The sequence below is a fragment of the Streptomyces abyssalis genome, from assembly GCF_001751365.1.
GTDB lineage: Bacteria > Actinomycetota > Actinomycetes > Streptomycetales > Streptomycetaceae > Streptomyces > Streptomyces abyssalis.
The window spans coordinates 673,116-694,185 of record NZ_LJGT01000041.1; the positions used below are offsets into that span (position 1 = coordinate 673,116).

General features: G+C 69.4%; 18 protein-coding genes and 1 riboswitch. Of the genes, 10 read left to right on the top strand and 8 right to left on the bottom strand.

Features of this window, described 5'->3' with window-relative positions; genetic code table 11:
• Positions 1 to 32 precede the first annotated feature (32 nt).
• From def to AN215_RS23865, 3 genes are all read left to right on the top strand, one after another.
• Positions 33 to 692, top strand: a complete 660-nt coding sequence (gene def, locus AN215_RS23855) for a peptide deformylase (protein ID WP_070011058.1) — start codon at positions 33 to 35, stop codon at positions 690 to 692.
• A 311-nt stretch (positions 693 to 1,003) separates the two neighbouring features.
• Positions 1,004 to 1,756, top strand: a complete 753-nt coding sequence (locus AN215_RS23860) for a D-Ala-D-Ala carboxypeptidase family metallohydrolase (protein WP_070011057.1) — start codon at positions 1,004 to 1,006, stop codon at positions 1,754 to 1,756.
• Positions 1,757 to 1,806: 50 nt separating this feature from the next.
• On the top strand, positions 1,807 to 2,337 hold the full coding sequence (locus tag AN215_RS23865; RefSeq protein ID WP_070011056.1) for a hypothetical protein: 531 nt from the start codon (positions 1,807 to 1,809) through the stop codon (positions 2,335 to 2,337).
• 160 nt (positions 2,338 to 2,497) lie between these two features.
• Here the strand turns inward: AN215_RS23865 and AN215_RS23870 are convergent, their stop codons facing one another.
• From AN215_RS23870 to AN215_RS23895, 6 genes are all read right to left on the bottom strand, one after another.
• Positions 2,498 to 3,559, bottom strand: coding sequence for a ribonucleotide-diphosphate reductase subunit beta (locus tag AN215_RS23870; protein ID WP_070011055.1), 1,062 nt, complete (start codon positions 3,557 to 3,559; stop codon positions 2,498 to 2,500).
• The gene (locus AN215_RS23875) at positions 3,550 to 5,991 is read right to left on the bottom strand and encodes a ribonucleoside-diphosphate reductase subunit alpha (protein ID WP_070011414.1); all 2,442 of its coding nucleotides are present in this window, start codon (positions 5,989 to 5,991) and stop codon (positions 3,550 to 3,552) included. The genes AN215_RS23870 and AN215_RS23875 overlap by 10 nt, the downstream gene beginning before the upstream one ends.
• A gap of 278 nt (positions 5,992 to 6,269) precedes the next feature.
• A riboswitch (cobalamin riboswitch) is annotated at positions 6,270 to 6,341 on the bottom strand.
• An 82-nt stretch (positions 6,342 to 6,423) separates the two neighbouring features.
• On the bottom strand, positions 6,424 to 6,924 hold the full coding sequence (locus tag AN215_RS23880) for a GNAT family N-acetyltransferase (protein WP_070011054.1): 501 nt from the start codon (positions 6,922 to 6,924) through the stop codon (positions 6,424 to 6,426).
• 93 nt (positions 6,925 to 7,017) lie between these two features.
• Positions 7,018 to 7,203, bottom strand: a complete 186-nt coding sequence (locus AN215_RS23885) for a YbdD/YjiX family protein (protein WP_070011413.1) — start codon at positions 7,201 to 7,203, stop codon at positions 7,018 to 7,020.
• 20 nt (positions 7,204 to 7,223) lie between these two features.
• Complete coding sequence (locus AN215_RS23890; protein ID WP_171904263.1) at positions 7,224 to 9,431, bottom strand: carbon starvation CstA family protein; 2,208 nt, start codon at positions 9,429 to 9,431, stop codon at positions 7,224 to 7,226.
• Between the two features lie 139 nt (positions 9,432 to 9,570).
• Positions 9,571 to 10,356, bottom strand: coding sequence for a GntR family transcriptional regulator (locus AN215_RS23895; protein ID WP_070011053.1), 786 nt, complete (start codon positions 10,354 to 10,356; stop codon positions 9,571 to 9,573).
• A 357-nt stretch (positions 10,357 to 10,713) separates the two neighbouring features.
• On the opposite strand from AN215_RS23895, the gene AN215_RS23900 reads away from it, so the two are divergent.
• From AN215_RS23900 to AN215_RS23925, 6 genes are all read left to right on the top strand, one after another.
• Positions 10,714 to 11,982 carry an extracellular solute-binding protein gene (locus AN215_RS23900; RefSeq protein ID WP_070011052.1) on the top strand — a complete coding sequence of 423 codons (1,269 nt, stop codon included), beginning with the start codon at positions 10,714 to 10,716 and terminating at the stop codon, positions 11,980 to 11,982.
• A gap of 108 nt (positions 11,983 to 12,090) precedes the next feature.
• Positions 12,091 to 13,089: a carbohydrate ABC transporter permease gene (locus AN215_RS23905; protein ID WP_070011051.1), complete on the top strand. Its 999-nt coding sequence runs from the start codon at positions 12,091 to 12,093 to the stop codon at positions 13,087 to 13,089.
• An 8-nt stretch (positions 13,090 to 13,097) separates the two neighbouring features.
• A complete protein-coding gene (locus tag AN215_RS23910; protein ID WP_070011411.1) occupies positions 13,098 to 13,967 on the top strand; it encodes a carbohydrate ABC transporter permease in 870 nt (289 codons plus the stop codon).
• A gap of 97 nt (positions 13,968 to 14,064) precedes the next feature.
• On the top strand, positions 14,065 to 15,681 hold the full coding sequence (locus AN215_RS23915; protein WP_070011410.1) for a glycoside hydrolase family 3 protein: 1,617 nt from the start codon (positions 14,065 to 14,067) through the stop codon (positions 15,679 to 15,681).
• Between the two features lie 137 nt (positions 15,682 to 15,818).
• A complete protein-coding gene (locus AN215_RS23920) occupies positions 15,819 to 16,919 on the top strand; it encodes an SIS domain-containing protein (RefSeq protein ID WP_070011050.1) in 1,101 nt (366 codons plus the stop codon).
• A 436-nt stretch (positions 16,920 to 17,355) separates the two neighbouring features.
• Positions 17,356 to 18,843, top strand: coding sequence for a sensor histidine kinase (locus AN215_RS23925; RefSeq protein ID WP_070011049.1), 1,488 nt, complete (start codon positions 17,356 to 17,358; stop codon positions 18,841 to 18,843).
• Positions 18,844 to 18,997: 154 nt separating this feature from the next.
• On the opposite strand, the gene AN215_RS23930 is transcribed toward AN215_RS23925, so the two are convergent.
• Positions 18,998 to 19,261: a WhiB family transcriptional regulator gene (locus AN215_RS23930; RefSeq protein ID WP_027747983.1), complete on the bottom strand. Its 264-nt coding sequence runs from the start codon at positions 19,259 to 19,261 to the stop codon at positions 18,998 to 19,000.
• Positions 19,262 to 19,572: 311 nt separating this feature from the next.
• A complete protein-coding gene (locus tag AN215_RS23935) occupies positions 19,573 to 20,541 on the bottom strand; it encodes a diacylglycerol/lipid kinase family protein (RefSeq protein ID WP_070011048.1) in 969 nt (322 codons plus the stop codon).
• A 79-nt stretch (positions 20,542 to 20,620) separates the two neighbouring features.
• On the opposite strand from AN215_RS23935, the gene AN215_RS23940 reads away from it, so the two are divergent.
• Entirely contained in the window at positions 20,621 to 21,043 is a 423-nt protein-coding gene (locus tag AN215_RS23940) for a hypothetical protein (protein WP_070011047.1), read from the top strand.
• Positions 21,044 to 21,070: the final 27 nt, after the last annotated feature.

Here is a 21,070-nt window from a genome sequence, read left to right on the forward strand (position 1 = left end):
CGGTTCAGGTGGCGAGGAAGGCAAGCGGCGGAATGGCGCGACAGCAGCAGGAGATCAGCGGGGAGACTGTGGCGGAGGCAGCCGCGACGGCCGGTTCGGGCTTCGTGGACGACACCAGGGACTGCGAGGCGCGCGAGAACGCCCACCGTGAGCGCGGCACGGCACGCCCCATCACCGTCGTCGGAAACCCGGTGCTGCACAAGGAGTGCCGGCAGGTCACCTCCTTCGACGACGAACTGGCCTCGCTCATCGACGACATGTTCGCGAGCCAGCGTGCCGCTGAGGGAGTCGGACTCGCGGCGAACCAGATCGGCGTCGACCTGAAGGTCTTCGTCTACGACTGCGTGGACGACGAAGGAGTGCGGCACGTCGGCGCGGTGTGCAACCCGGTGCTGGACGAACTCCCCGCCGCGAACCGCAGCCTCGACGACTCCAATGAGGGCTGCCTGTCGGTGCCCGGCGCCTACGAGGCTCTCGCGCGCCCCGATTACGCCGTCGTGCGCGGGCAGGACGCGGAGGGCAAGCCCATCGCCGTCGAGGGCACGGGCTACTTCGCCCGGTGCCTGCAGCACGAGACGGACCACCTCTACGGCTACCTCTACATCGACCGGCTCTCCAAGCGGGAGCGTAAGAACGCCCTGCGGCAGATGGCCGAGGGCACGCCGCGCTACGAGACCGTGCCCAACGAGTAAGCGGGAGCGGGGCCTTCCGCGTCTTCGCGTCTCGCCTCTTCAACACCTCCGCGCCTCAGCGCCTCCGCGTCGTCAACGACCTTCGCGTCCTGGCGGCCTGACCGCCGTACCCCTGCGCCTACCGCCGCCCGGTGCCACTGGTGCCCGGGCGGCGGTCTGCTGTGCGCTCCCGGCCGGCCATTTCCGCCGCGGCACGTGCCCGGTGATCGTCATTCAATGGCCTTGTCCATTGGCATTTCCTGGCAGTTGTTGACGCCTTCTTATGGTCACGACAAGCTCTGGGGTCACTCCCCACATCTCATGGAGGCACCATGCCCCGACGTACGGCCAGGACCGTGCTGGCTCTTGTCATGGTCGCGGCAGCTGTTCTCGTGGGTTCGGCCGCCGTGGCGACTGCGGGCCCGGCTGCCGCCGCCGACGGCTGCTACACCTGGAACCGCGATCTCGCCGAAGGCGCCTCCGGGGACGACGTCAAGGAACTCCAGGTAAGGGTCTCCGGCTATCCCGCGAGCGGTGAAGTCATCTCCGTGGACGGGGAGTTCGGGCCCGCGACGAAGGCCGCCGTCACCCGCTTCCAGGAGGCCTGGGGGCTGAGCGCCACCGGCAAGGCCGACGCGGCCACGTACAACAAGATCTACGAGTTGCAGGACGACGACTGCTCGCCGGCCCACTTCTCGTTCGCCGAGCTGAACAACTGCAACTCGGACTGGAGCGGCGGAGCCGTCAGCGCCGCCGAGGCCAAGTCCAACGCCCTGCGCACGATGTGGAAGCTGGAGGCCATGCGGCACGCCCTCGGCGACCAGTCGATCAGGGTCACCAGCGGCTTCCGGTCCAAGGCGTGCAACGACGAGGTGGGCGGGGCTCCTTCGAGCCGTCATCTCTTCGGTGACTCGGCCGATCTCGGAGCCGGACCGCACTCGCTCTGCACGCTCGCCAAGGAGGCGCGCAACCGCGGCTTCCACGGCATTCTCGGGCCGGGCTTCCCGGGCCACGACGACCACACGCACGTGGACCACCGGGACGCCAAGTACTGGGACGCCCCGGACTGCGGCGTCACGAACTGAGATTCCAGAACTCCAACGCCTGCTTCATTCCAGGAAGGAACCAACCCCCCATGAACAGAAAGATCGCTCTGCGCACGGCAGTCGGCGGTTCGGCGATGGCACTCGCGATCTTCTCCACGGCGTACGTGGCGGAGGCGACGACCGCCGAGCCCAAGGACACCGGCGCGCTCGCGAAGATGAGCCACTCCGCGGCGGCGAAGAAGCTCAGCGACGCGGGCATCGGCATCCGCTCCAGCGGCGGCTGCTCCGACCGGAACAACCCCACCTGCACGTCGCTGGAGCAGGTCAACTCGGCGTCGATCGACGGCGCCATCACGCTCAAGGGCGCCAGCAAGTGCGACCTGACCGTCACCGGCGGGACCGAGACGGGCCACGCCAGCGGCGAGTTCAGCCACTGGAACGGCTACAAGCTCGACTTCGCGATGACGGGCTGCCTGAGCAGCTACGTCAAGAACACCTTCACCTCAATCGGTGGAAACAAGTGGCAGTCGGGCTCGGGCAACATCTACTTCGACGAGAGCAACCACTGGGACGTCACGTTCCACAACTGCGGCGGCTGCCTGGACGGCGGCAAGGGCTGACACCAGGCCGTACGAGACCACATGTGGGGTGAACAAGGGGGCCGTGCCGGGCAGCGCGGCCCCCTTCCCCTGCCTGCATCCCGTCCCCGTGCGGCCGGAGCCGGAGCGTGACGGCGAGCGGCAACCCGACCGGCACCCGACGGCACCGGAGAGGAACCGGTCAGAAGTCGTCGTCGAAGGCGACCGATCCCTCGACCGCGACCTGGTACGCCGAGGAGCGCCGTTCGAAGAAGTTGGTCAGCTCCTGCACGTTCTGCAGCTCCATGAAGGAGAACGGGTTGCGGGCACCGTAGCGGGCGGGGAACCCCAGCCGGATGAGGCGCTGGTCGGCGACCGCCCTCAGATACTGCTCCATCGACTCGGTGTTCATCCCGGGCATGCCCTCGCCGCACAGATCACGGGCGAACTGCAGTTCCGCCTCGACGGCCTCCTCCAGCATCTCCGTGACCTCCTTCTCCAGCTCCGCGTCGAAGAGTTCGGGTTCCTCCTCGCGGACGGTGTCCACGACGTCGAAGGCGAAGGACATGTGCATCGACTCGTCACGGAAGACCCAGTTGGTGCCGGTGGCCAGCCCGTGCAGCAGCCCGCGGGAGCGGAACCAGTAGACGTATGCGAAGGCGCCGTAGAAGAAGAGCCCTTCGATGCAGGCCGCGAAGCAGATGAGGTTGAGCAGGAAGCGCCGCCTGTGGGCGCGGCTCTCCAGCCGCTCGATCCGCTCGCTGCCCTCGCCCTCCTCCATGGCCGCCATCCAGCGGAAGCAGAACTGCGCCTTCTCCCTGATGGACGGGATGTTCTCGACGGCGGCGAAGGCCTCCGCGCGCTCGTCCACATCGGGCAGATAGGTGTCCAGCAGCGTCAGATAGAACTGGACGTGCACGGCCTCCTCGAAGAGCTGCCGCGAGAGATACAGGCGCGCCTCGGGGGAGTTGATGTGCCTGTAGAGGGAGAGCACGAGATTGTTCGCCACGATCGAGTCACCGGTCGCGAAGAATGCGACGAGACGGCTGATCATGTGCTGTTCGCCGGGCGTGAGCTTGGCGAGGTCGTCGATGTCGGAGTGGAGGTCGACCTCCTCCACGGTCCAGGTGTTCTTGATGGCGTCGCGGTAGCGGTCGTAGAAGCCGGGGTAGCGCATCGGGCGCAGCGTCAGCTCGAAGCCCGGGTCGAGCAGGTTCCCGGCGGGGCCGCCGGCAGTGGTCTTGGCGCTGGTCATTACTGGCATGCCTCGCAGGTCTCGGGGTTTTCCAGGGAGCAGGCGGCTGCGGCCTCGTCGGTGGTCGTGGCGGTGGTGCCGGTGCCGGTGGTGCCGGTGCCGGTGGCCTCGTCGGCAGTGGCGGGGGTGCCGCCGCCCTCCCCGGAGCCGGCGTCGCCGCTCGTGCCGCCCGCCGCCCGTGCGATCCGTGTCGCCGGCCGCGAACGCAGGTAGTACGTGGTCTTGATGCCGCTCTTCCAGGCGTAGGCGTACATCGAGCTGAGCTTGCCGATCGTGGGCGCCGCCATGAACAGGTTCAGCGACTGGCTCTGGTCGAGGTACGGCGTGCGGGCGGCGGCCATGTCGATCAGGGAACGCTGCGGCAGCTCCCAGGCCGTACGGAAGAGCCGGCGGACGTCCTCCGGGACCCGGTCCAGCTCCTGCACCGAGCCGCTCGTCTCGCGGAGCTCCTCGCGGGTGCGCTCGTCCCACATCCCCAGCTGCTTCAACTCGGCGACGAGATAGGCGTTCACCTGCAAGAACTCACCGCTGAGCGTCTCCCGCTTGAACAGGTTGGAGACCTGGGGCTCGATGCACTCGTACACACCGGCGATCGCCGCGATGGTGGCGGTCGGTGCGACGGCGAGGAGCAGCGAGTTCCGCATGCCCGTGCCGGCGATGCGGGCGCGCAGTGCCGACCAGCGCTCGGGCCAGGCCTGCCCGGCCCGGGGGTAGTGGTCGGGATGCAGCACGCCGCGCGCCGTACGGGTCTCCTCCCAGGCCGGCAGCGGCCCGTGCCGCTCGGCCAGGTCCGCGCTGGTCTCGTACGCGGCGAGCATGATCCGTTCGGAGATCCGGGTGGACAGCTCCTGTGCTTCCGCGGAGTCGAAGGGCAGCCGCATGCGGAAGAAGACGTCCTGCAGGCCCATCAGGCCCAGACCGACCGGGCGCCAGCGGGAGTTGGACCGCTCCGCCTGTTCCGTCGGGTAGAAGTTGATGTCGACGACCCGGTCGAGGAACGTCACGGCGGTACGGACCGTGGCGTCCAGGCGCTCCCAGTCCATCCCGTCCCCGGTCTCGTCGAGATGGGCCGCGAGGTTGACGGACCCCAGGTTGCATACGGCCGTCTCGCCGTCGTCGGTGACCTCCAGGATCTCCGTGCACAGGTTCGAGGAGTGCACGATACGGCCCGGTTCCGCGGTCTGGTTGGCGGTGCGGTTCGAGGTGTCCTTGAACGTCATCCAGCCGTTCCCCGTCTGTGCGAGGGTGCGCATCATGCGCGCGTACAGCTGGCGGGCCGGCACCTGGCGCACCGCGCGGCCCTCCGCCTCGGCCCGGCGGTAGGCGGTGTCGAACTCCTCGCCCCAGAGGTCCGTGAGCTGGGGCACGTCGGCCGGGGAGAACAGCGACCAGTCGGCGTCGGCCTCCACGCGCCGCATGAACTCGTCCGGAATCCAGTGCGCGAGGTTGAGGTTGTGCGTGCGCCGGGCCTCCTCGCCGGTGTTGTCCCGCAGTTCGAGGAACTCCTCGATGTCCGCGTGCCAGGTCTCCAGATAGACGCAGGCTGCGCCCTTGCGCCGGCCCCCCTGGTTCACGGCGGCGACCGAGGAGTCCAGGGTGCGCAGGAACGGCACGATGCCGCCGGAGTGGCCGTTGGTCCCGCGGATCAGCGAACCGCGGGCGCGGATACGGGAGTAGGGCAGGCCGATGCCGCCCGCGTGCTTGGAGAGCCGTGCCACCTGCTTGTAGCGGTCGTAGATCGAGTCCAGGTCGTCCTGCGGGGAGTCCAGCAGGTAGCAGGACGACATCTGGGCGTGCCGCGTACCGGAGTTGAAGAGCGTGGGGGAGGAGGGCAGATACGCGAGCGAGCTCGTCAGCCCGTACAGCTCGGCGACCTCTTCGGCAGCCTCCGCCGAAGAGCCGGCCGCGAGTCCGCACGCGACGCGCAGCAGGAAGTGCTGCGGCGTCTCGATCACCTGCCGGGTCGTGGGATGCCGCAGCAGATAGCGCGAGTGCACCGTACGGAGCCCGAAGTAGCCGAAACGGTCGTCCGCTCCGCCTGCGACCGCCGCCTCCACGAGCGCGTCCAGCCGCTGCGCGTGCGCCCGTACGAACTCGGCCGTGCGGTCGGCGATCAGACCCTCGCGGTGCCCGATCGCGACCGAGTCCGAGAAGGACACGGCGCCCTGGCCGCGGGCCTCGTCGCGGATCGCGAGCGTGAGCAGCCGCGCCGCGAGCTGTGAGTACGCGGGCTCCTCGCCGATCAGCCCGGCGGCCTCCTCCGCGGCGAGCGCCCGCAACTCCGCCTCGTCCGCGCCCTGCCGGCGTCCGCGGAGCACCGCCGTGGCGACCCGGCCCGCGTCGGTGCCGGCGAGGTCGGCCGTCAGCTCGGTCAGGGTGCGCGACAGCGCGCCGTCCGGGTCCGGTGGCGCGGGTGAGGAGCCGGACGCGGCCGCCGGCACGGACGCCGGCGGCGGCACGGACGCGAATGCCGGTGCGGTCGCGGTCGCGTTCCCGGTCACGGATGCGATGGTCACGGGATGTGCTCTCCCTCGCTCGGTTCAGGTCACCGGCTCACCGGGGGAGCGCACTCGGCGGGCGCGCGAGGACATGCCGCCTCGGTGAAGCGGCAGATCTCGCGGGCGTCCACCGGCCCAACCCTCGGGACCCGGACGTCTTTCGACACGGCCTGCAGGCACTCGGACTCGCGACGGCCGCCCGGAGCGGCTCACCCGTAAGAGGACGGGCTTGCGGCACAGAGCAGCACATCGCATACCGTTGCGGGACAGTTCCGGATTCGCACCGGATTCCCCTGCGCGGCAGCGAGCACGAGCATACATCTAGTAGGGAGTTGTGCCACTCGCCCCCACATCTTGTGCCGGGTGAGTCGCAGTTCACAGTTCGAGGGTGAACGCGTGCAGCGCCAGGCCGGGAATCGGCTCCCAGTCCCGCTCCGGCGCCGGGACGAACCCCAGCCGCCCGTACAGCCGGTGGGCCGTCGTCATCCCGTCATGGCTGCAGAGCACGAGCCGGCTCAGGCCACGCTCACGCGCCTTGTCGATGCACGCGCGCACGAGGGCCTCGCCCGCTCCGCGCCCGCGCCCCTCCGGCCGTACGGCGAGCATTCTGAACTCGCCCTCGCCGGGCCCCGCGAGGTCCGCGTACTCCCCGCCGTCACCGACGAAGGCGACCGCGCCGAGCACGGAATCCGATGCGGTGTCGACGGCGACGAGGATCTCCGTGTGCTCCGCGCGGCGCCGGGCCGCGCGCAGGTGCGTCAGATACGGGTCGTCCGCACCGAACGTCAGCAGTCCGTCCTCGAGATACGCGCGCGCGGTCAGCTCGCCGACGCCCTCCAGCTCCTCGTCCCGCGCCGGTCTGATCGTGATGTCCATGGAACGAGCATGCCTTGCCCCACTGACAACGTGAGGGCCGCCCGTCCCCTCACGGACGGACAGCCCTCACGTACGCGTTGACTCCAGCCGGTCTCAGCAGCAGCGGAAGCCGCCGCGGGGATCGCCCTCGCGCGCGTCGGTGCGCTCCCGCTCGAACTCCCTGCGGCTCGGCACCCGCGCCGCCGGATTGTGCTGCCGCATGTGCGCCACGTACCGGTCGTAGGCGCTCTCGTCGGTCAGCTCGCGCATGTACCAGCGCACCCAGCGTGCGCCGCGCATCAGGAGTCCCGTCACCGCTGTCACGAGCCCTCCCGCGCTCCTGAGCCGCTCGTGGCGCCGGCACCGCCGGAGCCGTCGTCATCGCCGCCACCGGCCCCGACGCCCGCGCCGACGGCCGCCAGCTCCGCCTTCTCCTCCTGCGTGGGGATCAGGCCGGAGGGAGCGACCAGAGCGGACTTCTGGTACGGGACTTCGTTCAGCGGCGCGCTGCCCGGAGCGCGCAGCGCCTTGACGCAGACGCGGCCGGCATCCGCCAGGACCACCACGACCAGGATCGCGAAGAGCGCCGAAAGCACGCCGTCCACCGTGGAGTTGGTCACGATGGTGTGCATGTCGTCCATGCTCTTGGCGGGCGGCAGCACCTTGCCGTCGTCGATCGCCGCCTGGAAGTCCGAGCGCTGCTGGAAGAAGCCCACCTTCGGGTCGCTGGAGAAGACCTTCTGCCAGCTCGCCGTGAGCGTCACCACCGCGTCCCAGACCAGCGGAACGCCCGTCACCCAGGCCCACTTGACCCTGCCGGACTTCACCAGCAGTGTCGTCGCCACCGCGAGTGCGACCGCCGCGAGCAACTGGTTGGCGATGCCGAAGAGCGGGAAGAGCTGGTTGATCCCGCCGAGTGGTTCGTGCACGCCGACCCACAGGAAGTAGCCCCACAGGGCGACGACGATCGCGCTGCACAGCCACAGGCCCGGCAGCCAGCTCACCTTGCGGAACGGCTTGTAGACGTTGCCCAGCGTGTCCTGCAGCATGAACCGGCCCACGCGGGTGCCCGCGTCCAGCGCGGTGAGGATGAAGAGCGCCTCGAACATGATCGCGAAGTGGTACCAGAAGGCCTTCGCTCCCGCACCGCCGACGACGGCCGAGAAGATCTCCGAGACCCCGACGGCCAGGGTCGGCGCACCGCCTGTGCGGGAGAGCAGCGACTGCTCCTCCACTTCCTTGGCGGCCGAGGCCAGCGCCTCCGGCGAGATCGTGTATCCGAGATCGCCGACCGCCTGGGACGCCGACTGCACACTGTCGCCGATGACACCCGCCGGAGCGTTCATCGCGAAGAAGAGACCGGGATCGATGATGCAGGCGGCGACCATCGCCATCACGGCGACGAACGACTCCATCAGCATGGAGCCGTAGCCGATCATCCGGATCTGCGTCTCCTTCTGGATCATCTTCGGGGTCGTGCCCGAGGAGATCAGGGCGTGGAAGCCGGAGAGCGCCCCGCAGGCGATGGTGATGAAGACGAACGGGAAGAGCGACCCGGCGAAGACGGGCCCGTCGCCGCGTGTCGCGAAGTCCGTGACGGCGTCCATCTTCATGGTCGGCATCGCGACGACCACACCGACGGCGAGCAGCCCGATGGTGCCGACCTTCATGAACGTCGAGAGGTAGTCGCGCGGCGCGAGCAGCATCCATACGGGCAGCACCGAGGCGATGAAGCCGTACACCACGATCCAGATGACCAGCGTGGCCGGTTCCAGGGTGAAGGTGTCCGCCAGCGAGGACTCCGCGATCCAGCTGCCCGAGGCGATCGCGAGCAGCAGCAGCGCGATGCCGATCAGCGAGACCTCGGTGACCCGGCCGGGACGGATCACCCGGAGGTAGAAGCCCATGAACAGCGCGATGGGGATCGTCATCGCGATGGAGAAGGTGCCCCACGGCGACTCCGCCAGGGCGTTGACCACGACCAGCGCCAGCACGGCCAGCAGGATGATCATGATGGCGAAGACGGCGATCAGCGCGGCCGCGCCGCCCACCGGGCCGATCTCCTCACGTGCCATCTGCCCGAGCGACTTGCCGTCGCGCCTCATCGAGAAGAAGAGCACCACCATGTCCTGCACGGCGCCCGCCAGGACCACACCGGCGATGATCCAGATCGTGCCGGGCAGATATCCCATCTGGGCGGCGAGGATCGGGCCCACCAGCGGTCCGGCGCCGGCGATGGCGGCGAAGTGGTGGCCGAGCAGCACGCGCCGGTCGGTGGGGTGGAAGTCGATGCCGTTGTTGAGCCGCTCCGCGGGCGTGGCGCGCGTCTTGTCGACCTTGAGCACACGGTTCGTGATGAACCGCGCGTAGAAGCGGTAGCCGATGGCGTACGAGCCGAGGGCGGCCGCGACCATCCAGGCCGCGGAGATCTCCTCGCCTCGCGAGAGCGCGAGGACGCCCCAGGCGACCGCTCCGATCAGCGCGACAGCGGACCAGATGATGATTGTTTTCGGACTGGCGGTACGCACCCGGTCGTCCTTCCGTCGGCATTGCTCATGAGGACGGCAAGGACGGTAAGCCACCGCGTGCACGCAGCGCTACGGCGCGGACAGCCTTCGGCAGCTCAGGGCCCGTTTCGTTATCTTTCCGAGCGCCGCGGCGCCCGCCTCAGTGCTGGGGCCTCTGGAGGTTGGCGACGAATTTGTAACGGTCCCCGCGGTAGACGGAACGGACCCACTCCACGGGCTCACCGTCGGTGTCCAGGGAGTGCCTGGAGAGCATCAGCATCGGCAGGCCCACGTCGGTGCCGAGCAGCCCGGCCTCACGGGGCGTGGCGAGGGACGTCTCGATGGTCTCCTCGGCCTCCGCGAGATGGATGCCGTACACCTCCGCCAGCGCCGTGTAGAGCGACGTGTACTTCACCAGGCTGCGGCGCAGCGCCGGGAAGCGCCGCTGCGACAGGTGCGTGGTCTCGATCGCCATCGGTTCGCCGCTGGCCAGCCGCAGCCGCTCGATGCGCAGTACGCGCCCGCCCGCCGGGATGTCGAGGGCGTGGGCGAGCCTGTCGTCCGCGGTGACGTAGCCGATGTCCAGCAGCTGCGAGGTCGGTTCGAGGCCCTGGGCGCGCATGTCCTCCGTGTACGAGGTCAGTTGCAGCGCCTGGGAGACCTTGGGCTTCGCGACGAAGGTCCCCTTGCCCTGGATGCGCTCCAGCCGCCCCTCGACCACGAGTTCCTGCAGTGCCTGGCGCACTGTCGTACGCGAAGTGTCGAACTCCGTGGCGAGCGTGCGCTCGGGAGGCACCGGGGTGCCCGGCGGCATGGTCTCCGTCATCTCCAGCAAGTGCCGCTTGAGCCGGTAGTACTTGGGCACGCGAGTGGTCCGCGCGCCGCCGTTGCCGCTTCCCGACTCCGGCTCTGCCGCGGCTGTGACCGCGCCCCCGTCCGTGCTCATCGCTCGCCTTCCCGCTCGTGTCGTGCTGCCGTCACCGGGTTCCTCCGTGTGCATGGGACGTGCCGGGTGCTGGGTACCGAGTGCTCTGCTTCCGGCTCCGGTTACGGCTCCGGCGCGACGGCGTCTCCGGTGGTGCACCGGTCTCCGGCCGTCGTTCCGGCTGTACTTCGCGCAGAACTTCGCGGCTCACATCGTGGCACGTGGTCGCCGCTCGGGGACTCTCCCGCCCAGATGTCGTTCCGATAACGGAACCCGAAACTCGGTTTCTGCACCGTTGACACCCCTATAGGTCTAGGCCAAGCTGCGGACTGGTCTAAACCATTAGACCAGCACATGCAGTCCGTTGGGGAGGATGCCGTGAGACGAGGACTCATCGCCGCGACAGGAATCGCGGCTCTGATGGCGGGCGTTGCGGCCTGCGGGACCGGCGGTGAGGCGGAGTCCGGCGCCGACGGCTTCAAGGGGCAGACACTGACCCTGTGGGCGATGGACGGATCCACGCCCGAGCAGTGGGAGAAGGACGTCAAGGCGGCCTTCGAGAAGAAGACCGGCGCGAAGCTGAAGCTCGAAGTCCAGCAGTGGAACGGGATTCAGCAGAAGATAACCACCGCGCTCTCCGAGCCCGACCCGCCGGACGTCATCGAGGTCGGCAACACCCAGACCCCCGCCTACGCGAAGACGGGCGGTCTCGCCGACCTCGGCGACCTGAAGAAGGACATAGGCACGGACTGGACGGAGTCCGTCAACAAGTCCGCCGTCTACGGCGGCAAGCAGTACGCGGCGCCCTGGTACACGGTCAACCGCACCGTCATCTACAACAAGCGGATCTGGCGGGACGCCGGCATCGACAAGACCCCCAGGACACGCGCCGAGTTCTTCGACGCACTGGACGCCGTCGAGAAGAAGACCGACGCAGAGCCGCTCTATCTCCCCGGCCAGAACTGGTACTTCTTCGACGGCCTCCTCATCGGCAAGGACGCCGGTCTCATCAAGAAGCAGGGCGGCAAGTGGGTCTCCAACCTCGCCGACCCCAAGGTCGGATCCGCCATGAAGCTCTACGAGAAGTACGCCTCGTACTCCGACGCCCCCAAGGACAAGGACGAGGCGACCCCGCAGCAGGCCGAAGTCTTCGCCAAGGGGAAGACGGGTGCCTTCATCGGCCTGGGCTGGGAGGCGGCCACGGCAGTCGAGGCCAACCCGGAGATCAAGAAGGACATCGGATACTTCACCATCCCCGGTGAGAGCGCGGACAAGCCCGAGGGCGTCTTCCTCGGCGGCTCCAACCTGGCAGTCGCCGCGGGCAGCGAGAAGCAGGAACTGGCAAAGGAGTTCCTCAAGATCGCGCTTTCCGACAAGTTCGAGGGCGCCCTCGCCGAGGAGGGCGGAGTCATACCCAACAAGCACTCCCTGCAGAAGAAGGTCGAGGGCAACCCCGCCGCCGAGGCCGCGGCTCCCGCCGTCGCGGGCGGCGGTCTGACGCCGCTCATTCCCCAGTGGGCCGCCGTGGAGAACCCCCCGAACCCGGTGAAGAGCTACATGACCGCCGTGCTCAAGGGGAAGTCGCACGCCGCCGCCGCCGAGTCGGTCGAGGACGAGATCAACAAGAGGCTCTCGCAGAAGCAGTGAGTTCCCGCCGGGCTGCCGGGGTGCAGGCAGTCGTGCTGCCGGAGGGGGTGGCACGACTGCCGGCACACCGGCAGCCCGGGCTCTTCGACCACGTGAGCTGGAGCAGAGATGTCAGTGCGGACCCACGACGCGCCGCCACCGGTGCGCAGTACGCCCCCCACGCGGCCGCGACGACCGCGCCCCGGCGACGGAGCGCCGCACGGCGGGCGTGAGCGGAGGAGCGCCGGCGGGCTGCCGTACCTGCTGCTGCTCCCCGCGCTCGCGGCCACCGCCGTGCTCCTGGGCTGGCCGCTGGTGATGAACGGTCTGCTCTCGTTCCAGAACCTCAACATGACGCAGCTGATCCAGCACGTCACGGAATGGGCGGGAACGGACAATTACCGCGACACACTCGGCAGCGAGGACTTCTGGCGGGTCACCCTGCGTTCGGTGCTCTTCACCGCCGTGAACGTCGCCCTGATCATGCTGTTCGGGACCCTGACGGGGCTGCTGCTGGCACGCCTCGGCCCGCGCATGAGGCTGCTGCTCTGCGCCGGCCTCGTGCTGGCCTGGGCGATGCCCGTCATCGCTGCGACCACCGTCTACCAGTGGCTGTTCGCCCAGCGCTTCGGCGTCGTCAACTGGGTGCTCGACGCCGTGGGCTTCCACTCCATGGCGGGCTTCAACTGGACCGGCGGGCAGATGTCGACGTTCTTCGTCATCTCACTGCTCATCGTCTGGACGTCCGTGCCGTTCGTCGCCATCAACCTCTACGCCGCGACGACGACCATCCCCAAGGAGCTGTACGAAGCGGCGTCGCTGGACGGTGCGAGCGCGGCGCAGAGCTTCGCGACGGTCACGCTCCCCTTCCTCAGGCCGTTCCTTCTCGTGACGACGTTCCTCGAAGTCATCTGGATCTTCAAGGCGTTCCCGCACATCTTCGCCGTCAACGAGGGCGGCCCCGACCGTCTCACCGAGACGCTGCCCGTCTACGCCTTCGTCGAGGGCGTCGGGAACCAGCACTACGGCATGGGCGCGGCCATCTCGGTCCTCACGATCCTGATCCTGCTGGCCCTGATGTCGTACTACCTGCGCATCGCGATGCGCCAAGAGGAGGACGAGAAGTGAAAGGGCCGCTGACGCGGCGCGGCGGAAGGCCGGGAAGCCGGCCCGGCAGCCGTGCACGCACCTGGGCGCGTGTCTGGCCCAACGCGACGGCGCTCGTGCTCTTCGCGGGCTTCGTGTTCCCCGTCTACTGGATGTTCAGCACGGCGTTCAAACCGGACAGCGACATCGTCACCGACAGCCCGGTCTGGTTCCCCTCCCGTCCCACGCTGGAACACTTCGCCACGGCGGTACAGGCGGAGAACTTCTGGACGCTCGTGCGCAACTCGGTCACCGTGACGCTCGTCGCGGTCGGACTGGCCCTGCTCATCGCGCTCTTCGCCGCGTTCGCCCTCGCGCGCATGCGCTTCGCGGGACGCAGGAGCATCGTCCTCGTCTTCATGGTCGCCCAGATGGCGCCCTGGGAGGTCATGGTCATCGCGATCTACATGACCGTGCGGGACGCCGACATGCTCAACAGCCTGGTCCCGCTCACGCTCTTCTACACGGTGATGGTGCTGCCGCTGACGATCCTGACCCTGCGCGGCTACGTCGCCGCCGTACCGAAGGAGCTGGAGGAGTCGGCGATGGTGGACGGCTGCGGACGGACCCAGGCGTTCCGCCGGGTGATCTTCCCGCTGCTGGCCCCGGGCGTGATGGCCACGTCGCTGTTCGGATTCATCACGGCGTGGAACGAGTTCCCGATGGTGCTCATCCTCAACAAGGACGCGCAGGCACAGACCCTGCCGTTGTGGCTCTCCGGATTCCAGACGGCGTTCGGGGACGACTGGGGCGCCACCATGGCAGCCGCCTCGCTCTTCGCCCTGCCGATCCTGCTGCTCTTCCTCTACCTGCAGCGCAAGGCCGTCAGCGGGCTCACCGCCGGCGCGGTGAAGGGATAGGTGAGGCACGGGCAGCAGACGGAACGGAGACCGAGCCGCACAGGGCCGGCGGCCGATCCCCCGGCAAAGGGCCACCAGTGAAGGGACAATGCGCCACATGACCACGCTCGCAACCGGCACCGAGAGCCTCACCCGTGACGCGCTCACCGTGCTCCAGCCCGGCTTCACCGGCACCAGCGCACCCGGCTGGCTGCTGCGGCAGCTCAGCGAAGGGCTCACCTCCGTGGGCCTGTTCGGACGCAACATCGAATCGCCGGAGCAGCTCGCCGCCCTCACCGCACAGCTGCGCGAGGTCCGGCCCGAGGTGCTGGTCGCGATCGACGAGGAGGGCGGCGACGTGACCCGCCTGGAGGCCCGTACGGGGTCGTCCTTCCCCGGGAACCTCGCCCTGGGGCAGGTCGACGACGTGGACCTCACCCGTGCCGTGGCGTACGAGCTGGGCAGCCGCCTCGCCGCCTGCGGGGTCAACCTCAACTGGGCGCCGTCCGCCGACGTCAACTCCAACGCCGACAACCCCGTCATCGGGGTCCGCTCCTTCGGCGACGACCCGGGACTCGTCGCCCGCCACACGGTCGCGTACGTCGAAGGGCTGCAGGCCGCCGGAGTCGCCGCCTGCGTGAAGCACTTCCCGGGACACGGCGACACAGCCGTCGACTCACACCACGCGCTGCCCCGCATCGACGCCGACATGGCGACACTCCGCGAACGCGAACTCGTCCCGTTCCAGGCCGCGATCGACGCCGGGGCCAAGGGCGTGATGAGCGCGCACATCCTGCTGCCCGCCCTCGACGCGTCCCTGCCCGGCACGCTGAGCCCGGCTGCGCTCATGGGGCTGCTACGCGCGTCACAGGAGGAGGGCGGCCTCGGACACACCGGCCTGATCGTCACCGACGGCATGGAGATGCAGGCCATCTCCGGCACCTACGGCCTGGAACGGGGCAGCGTCCTCGCCGTCGCCGCGGGAGCCGACGCCCTGTGCGTCGGCGGGGGACTGGCCGACGAGGAGACGGTGCTCCGCCTGCGCGACGCGCTCGTACGGGCAGTGCACGACGGCGAGTTGACGGAGCAGCGCCTCGCCGACGCCGCCTCGCGCGTACGGGCGCTCGCGAGCTGGACGCGGTCCGCAGGCACCGCCGCCCGGGAGGAGGCCCACAACACGTCGCCCGGAATCTCCCCGGGCGCTTCGGCCGGGGCGTCAGAGTGCTCCGGCACCTCCGGAACCGGGCTGGAGGCCGCCCGCCGCGCCCTGCGCGTCACGGTCGGGCCCCGCGGACGGCGCGAGCCGCTCACCGCGCCGCCCTTCGTCGCCTCGTTCACACCGGCCGCGAACATCGCCGTCGGCGGTGAGACCCCGTGGGGCGTCGCCGCCGAACTGGCGCGGCTGCTGCCGGGCACCGTCACCGCGACGTACGGGCCCGGCGAAGAGGACCCGGCCGGCCCCGCCACGGACGGGACCTCCCAACTGGCGGCAAGCGTGCTCGCCGATGCGGGGGACCGTAGGATCGTCGCCGTGGTGCGCGACGTGCACCGTCATCCGTGGATGGCCGGGGCGCTGGATGCGCTGCTCGCGGCACGCCCCGAGACCGTCGTGGTCGAGATGGGAGTGCCGCAGGCGCCGCCGGGCGGAGCGCTGCACATCGCCACACACGGAGCCGCCCGCGTGTGCGGACGGGCCGCCGCTGAGGTCATCGCCGGTGAGGGCACCCACGGCTGAGACCGGGCGGGGACCTGCCCGCCGCTTCCGTCCGCCGTCTCGTACACCCGTCCCCCTGCCCCCGTCCTCGTCCCAGACCGCCGTACGTCCGCCCGTGACCCACTCAGCACCCGTCACCTCAACCGGAGGCAGCCAGCATGTCCGCCACGTCGGCATCGACACCCGAGCAGTCTTCGTCGACGGACCGGATCGGCAGCGTGCCGGGCCGCGTCATGTCCGGCGAGATGGCCGAACAGCCGGCCGTGCTGCGCCGCATCCTCACGGAGGGAGCGCCCAGGATCCGTGAGATCGCCGAGGAGATCGCGGCACGCAGCCCGCGCTTCGTACTGCTGACGGCGCGCGGCACCTCCGACAACGCGGCGCTCTACGCGAAGTACCTGCTGGAGATCCTGCTGGGCAAGCCGTGCGGACTCACCTCGATGTCCACGACCACCGCATACGGCGCCAGGCCGGACCTCACCGACTGTCTCGTCATCACCGTCAGCCAGTCGGGCGGTTCCCCGGACCTCGTCGCCTCCACCAGGGCCGCGCGTGAAGCCGGCGCGCTCACCCTGGCCGTCACCAACAACTCCGCCTCGCCGCTGGCGGAGGTCAGCGAATTCCACATCGACGTGCTGGCGGGCGAGGAGAAGGCCCTTCCGGCGACGAAGACCTACACGGCCGAACTCCTCGCGCTCTACCTCTTCGTGGACGGCATGCGCGGCGGCCAGGGCGCGGCGAAGGCCGAGCTGCTGCCGGACCTGGCGCAGTCGGTGCTGGAGCGCCGGCCGGAGGTCAAGGCTCTCGCGGGGCGCTACAGGTTCGCCGGGCGCATGGTGCTCACCTCCCGCGGATACGGCTATCCGACCGCGAAGGAGGCGGCGCTGAAGCTGATGGAGACCAGCTACATCCCGGCGCTGTCCTACTCGGGCGCCGACCTGCTGCACGGCCCGCTGGCCATGGTCGACAACATCTCGCCCGTCATCGCCGTGGTCACGGACGGGAAGGGCGGCGAGGCGCTGCAGCCCGTCCTGGACAGGCTGCGCGACCGAGGCGCGGATCTCGTCGTCATCGGCAGCCGCGCGGAAGTGGACCGCGCGTCAGCCGGCTTCGCCCTCCCCACGGAGGGGCTGCCGGAGGAGCTGCAGCCGATCCTCGAGATCATCCCGCTGCAGATGCTCGCGTACGAGGTCACCATCGCGCGCGGTCAGGACCCGGACGCCCCCCGCGCCCTGGCCAAGGTCACCGAGACCCGCTGAGAGCGCGGACTGCGTTCCCGCGCGGTATCCGTACGCGCCGTCCGGGACGCACAATCCGTACGTGAACGGTCCGGAGCGGGCGCCGGTGGTACGGCGCCCGGACACACGTCGGGCCACGGCGCCGGAGCGGGACCCTCAACCCGCCCGGCACCGCAGCCCGATGCCGGAGACCATGGCGCGATCAGGGCAGACGGCGCCGAGGTCTCTCTCTGCCCTCCTGTGCGGGGAGAGCAGAAGCCGCTGTTACTACGGGTTCATTGTGGACTAGACCACTCTGAATGTCCATGCCACAGCAAAAGTTCATCAGGAGTGGACGAATTCTCGTCGGATCTGCGACGGATTCCGTCGGTCTCGGTCCGGCCGCGGGCGGGTTGCCTCGCGAAGCCGTCTCCGCCGTACGGCACGGCCCGCCGGTAGGCTCGCCGGTGTGCCCTCCATGAACGACCTCGTACGCCAGCACACGGCCCTTTCGGACACCGATCTGGAGTGGCTGCACCTGCTGATCTCCGAGTGGCAGCTGCTCTCGGATCTCTCCTTCGCGGACCTCGTGCTGTGGGTGCCCACGAGGGACGGCACGCGCTATGTGTCGGTCGCCCAGATGCGGCCGAACACCGGGCCCACGTCACACCAGGACGACATGGTGGGCCACCTGGTGCCGCGCGGCCGGCGTCCGCTGCTGGACGCCGCGCTCGACGAGGGCCGGATCGTGCGCGAGGGCGACCCGGAATGGCGCGAGGAGGTGCCCGTACGGGTCGAGTCGATCCCCGTGTGCAGGGAGAGCCGAGTCCTCGGCGTGATCGCCCGCAACACCAACCTGCTGACGGTCCGCACCCCGAGCCGGCTCGAACTGACCTATCTGCAGAGCGCGTCCGACCTCGCCCAGATGATCGCGACGGGCGCCTTCCCCTTCCCCGGCCAGCAGCTCGACATCGACCACCTTCCGCGCGTCGGCGACGGGCTGATCCGGCTCGACTCCGACGGCATCGTCCAGTACGCCAGCCCCAACGCCCTCTCCGCCTACCACAGGCTCGGCCTCGCAACCGAGATCGTGGGGCTCCACCTCGGTCAGGTCACCGCTGAACTCGCCCCCTCCAGGGCCCCCGTGGACGAGGCCCTGGTGAAACTGGCAAGCGGATGGGCGCCGCGCGGCGCGGAGGTCGAGGCGAACGACTGCGTCGTACAGCTGCGGGCCATCCCGCTCGAACCCAAGGGCACCCGCATCGGCTCCCTCATCCTGCTCCGCGACATCACCGAAGTGCGCCGCCGCGAGCGGGAACTGATGACGAAGGACGCCACGATCCGTGAGATCCACCACCGGGTGAAGAACAACCTCCAGACCGTCGCCGCCCTGCTGCGTCTCCAGGCCCGCAGGATGGACTCCGACCGCGGCCGCAACGCGCTCAACGAGGCGGTGCGGCGGGTCGGTTCGATCGCCATCGTGCACGAGACGCTCTCCCAGACCCTGGACGAGAGCGTCGAGTTCGACGAGATCGCCGACAGGGTGCTGGCGATGGTGGCCGAGATCTCACCCGGCCGCGTGACCGGTCATCGCACTGGCCACTTCGGCGTGCTGGAGGCCGAGGTCGCCACACCGCTGTCCATGGTGCTGACCGAGGTGCTGCAGAACGCCCTTGAGCACGGCTTCGGCCCCGGCGAGCAGGGCACCATCGAGGTCGGCGCGGTGCGTACCGCGGGCACGGGCAAGGCCAAGGAGACGGGGCGGCTGCTGGTCACCGTTCAGGACGACGGGCGCGGGCTGCCGGAGGGCTTCGATCCGAAGCAGACCGGCAACCTGGGGCTGCAGATCGTACGGACGCTGGTGGAGGGGGAGTTGGGCGGCGAGTTCGACATGCTCCCCGCGCCCGGCAGAGGCACCCGCGTGGTCTTCGACCTTCCCGTCTCGGTCGAGAAGCGTGAACGCTGAGGCGGGGAGCAGCCGAACGTGACTGAGGCCGGGCCCGGTTCCTGTGGGAACCGGGCCCGGCCTCAGTCTCAGTTCTAACATTTACGCGGTGCGCTTCGTGGCACTGCGCGCTGCGGCTCGGGATGCAGCGAATGGCCAGGTGTGGGCGTCAGTCTCAGGCGGTCGCGGCGTTGTTCCGCGCCCGGTTGCGAGCGGCACGGCGCTTCATCGCGCGGCGCTCGTCCTCGCTGAGGCCCCCCCAGACACCGGAGTCCTGGCCGGACTCCAGTGCCCACTGCAGGCACTGCTCCATGACGGGGCAGCGGCGGCAGACGGCCTTCGCTTCCTCGATCTGCAGCAGCGCAGGACCGGTGTTGCCGATGGGGAAGAACAGCTCGGGGTCTTCCTCCCGGCAAACGGCGTTGTGACGCCAGTCCATGGCTGCTACCTCTCCTCGTGAGTGTGCTGGCTTGTGAATGTGAACGCTTTCACGAATCCTCTCGCAAGGGAAGGGATGCCGATCAACTGTGATGCGGGTCCCAGCGGAATGAGAGAGGGGATTCGGGCGCCTGGGGGCCGCCGTGAGGGGCCGCCCGATCGCCATGAAGAGACTCGCAAACCTCGGCGGCGGATACAACCCCTTCCGCCAAGTTTTTTTTGATTCCTTGGTGTCGCATCACTCACAGTCGTACTTCCAGGGGGTGGACCCTGGCCTAAACGTTCGAGTGGAAGGACTTTTGGGTCTTCGACTTAAGCAATCACACGCAGTGCACGGCGTACGCCTGTGAAGTTCACGCTGTTCCGCACTCCCAGGTGGTCACCGTCCATCTGAAAGGGCAGTGGAACCTGCGAATGCAAGGTGAAGTCACTCACGTCGTGCAGGGTTACCGCGTGTTTACCCCGGGGTCCGCGCTCGGGGCTCGAGGTGAGGAGCTGGGTGCCGTAGCGGCTCATCGCCAGCGGCGTCAGCCGCGAGAGTCCGAGCACGTCGAGAGCGGTGTCGAAGGACGCGCGCGGGGCGGCGTAGACGGGACGGTTGCCCAGGTAGGTCCACGGCGCGGTGTTGCAGACTATCGACGCGACCAGGTCCTCGACGGGCTCATGGCCTTCCCGTTCGAGTCTGATCGTGCCGCGGCTGCGGTGCTGTTCCTTGGCGAACTGCTTCAACACCTGCCGTACATACAGAGCATGGGTGGAGCGCCGGCCGAGTTCCCGCTTCTGTTCGACGCGGCCCACCACGCCCGCGTCGAAGCCGAGGCCGGCGCAGAAGGTGAACCAGCGCGGCCGCACACCCGCGTCGTCCGTTTCCGGCACTCCCGACGCCAGCCCGAGACCGATCGTGCGTTCGCGGCCCGACTCGATGGCGTCCAGCAGCACCCCGGTCGCCTCGACGGCGTGATTGGGGAGGCCGAGGGCGCGGGCGAAGACGTTGGTGGAGCCGCCGGGCACCACGGCGAGGCGGGGGAGGCGCTCCGGGTCCGGGCCCTGGTGCAGCAGCCCGTTGACGATCTCGTTGACGGTGCCGTCGCCGCCGAGCCCGATGACCAGTTCGGTCTCGCCGTTCTGCGCCGCCAGCCGGGCCAGTTCGCGGGCGTGGCCGCGGGACTCGGTGGTCGCCACGTCGAGCTTGAGGTCGCTCGCCAGCGCGTGGGTGATCACTTCACGGGTCCGCAGGCTGGTGGTGGTGGCGACCGGGTTGACGACGAGGAGTGCGCGCATGGAGGGCAGCGTACCTATCCGCCGGGCAGAGGCCCCGGCCGTTGCGGACGTATCCACATGGAGGACTACGCTCTTCACCGTGCCTCCCCGAAACGAGACCCCCACGCCCTCGGACCGTCCCCGGCGGCTCACCGCCGCTGCCGTGCTGACCGCGCTCGAAGGGGCGGTCGTCGCCGCGTTCGGCGTCGTGTCGCTGGTGAAGCTGGTGACGGACAAACCGGATGGAATGGTGCAGGCGGTCACGATGGCGCTGACCGTGCTGGCGCTGTCCGTGCTGCCGTTGGCCGCCGCGCGGGGGCTGTGGCTGCGCCGGCGGTGGAGCCGGGGACCGTCGATGATCGTGCAGCTGATCGCGCTGCCTGCCGGCTACCAGATGGCGCAGAACGGCGGAGTGTGGACGGCCGGTGGCATCGTCATCGCGCTGACGGGGGTCGTGGTGCTCGGCTGCCTCATCAACCCCACTGCGACGGAGGCACTGGGCATCGGTCCGCGCGACGCGTAACCGGCCTCGCGGCGGACCGGCGAAGCG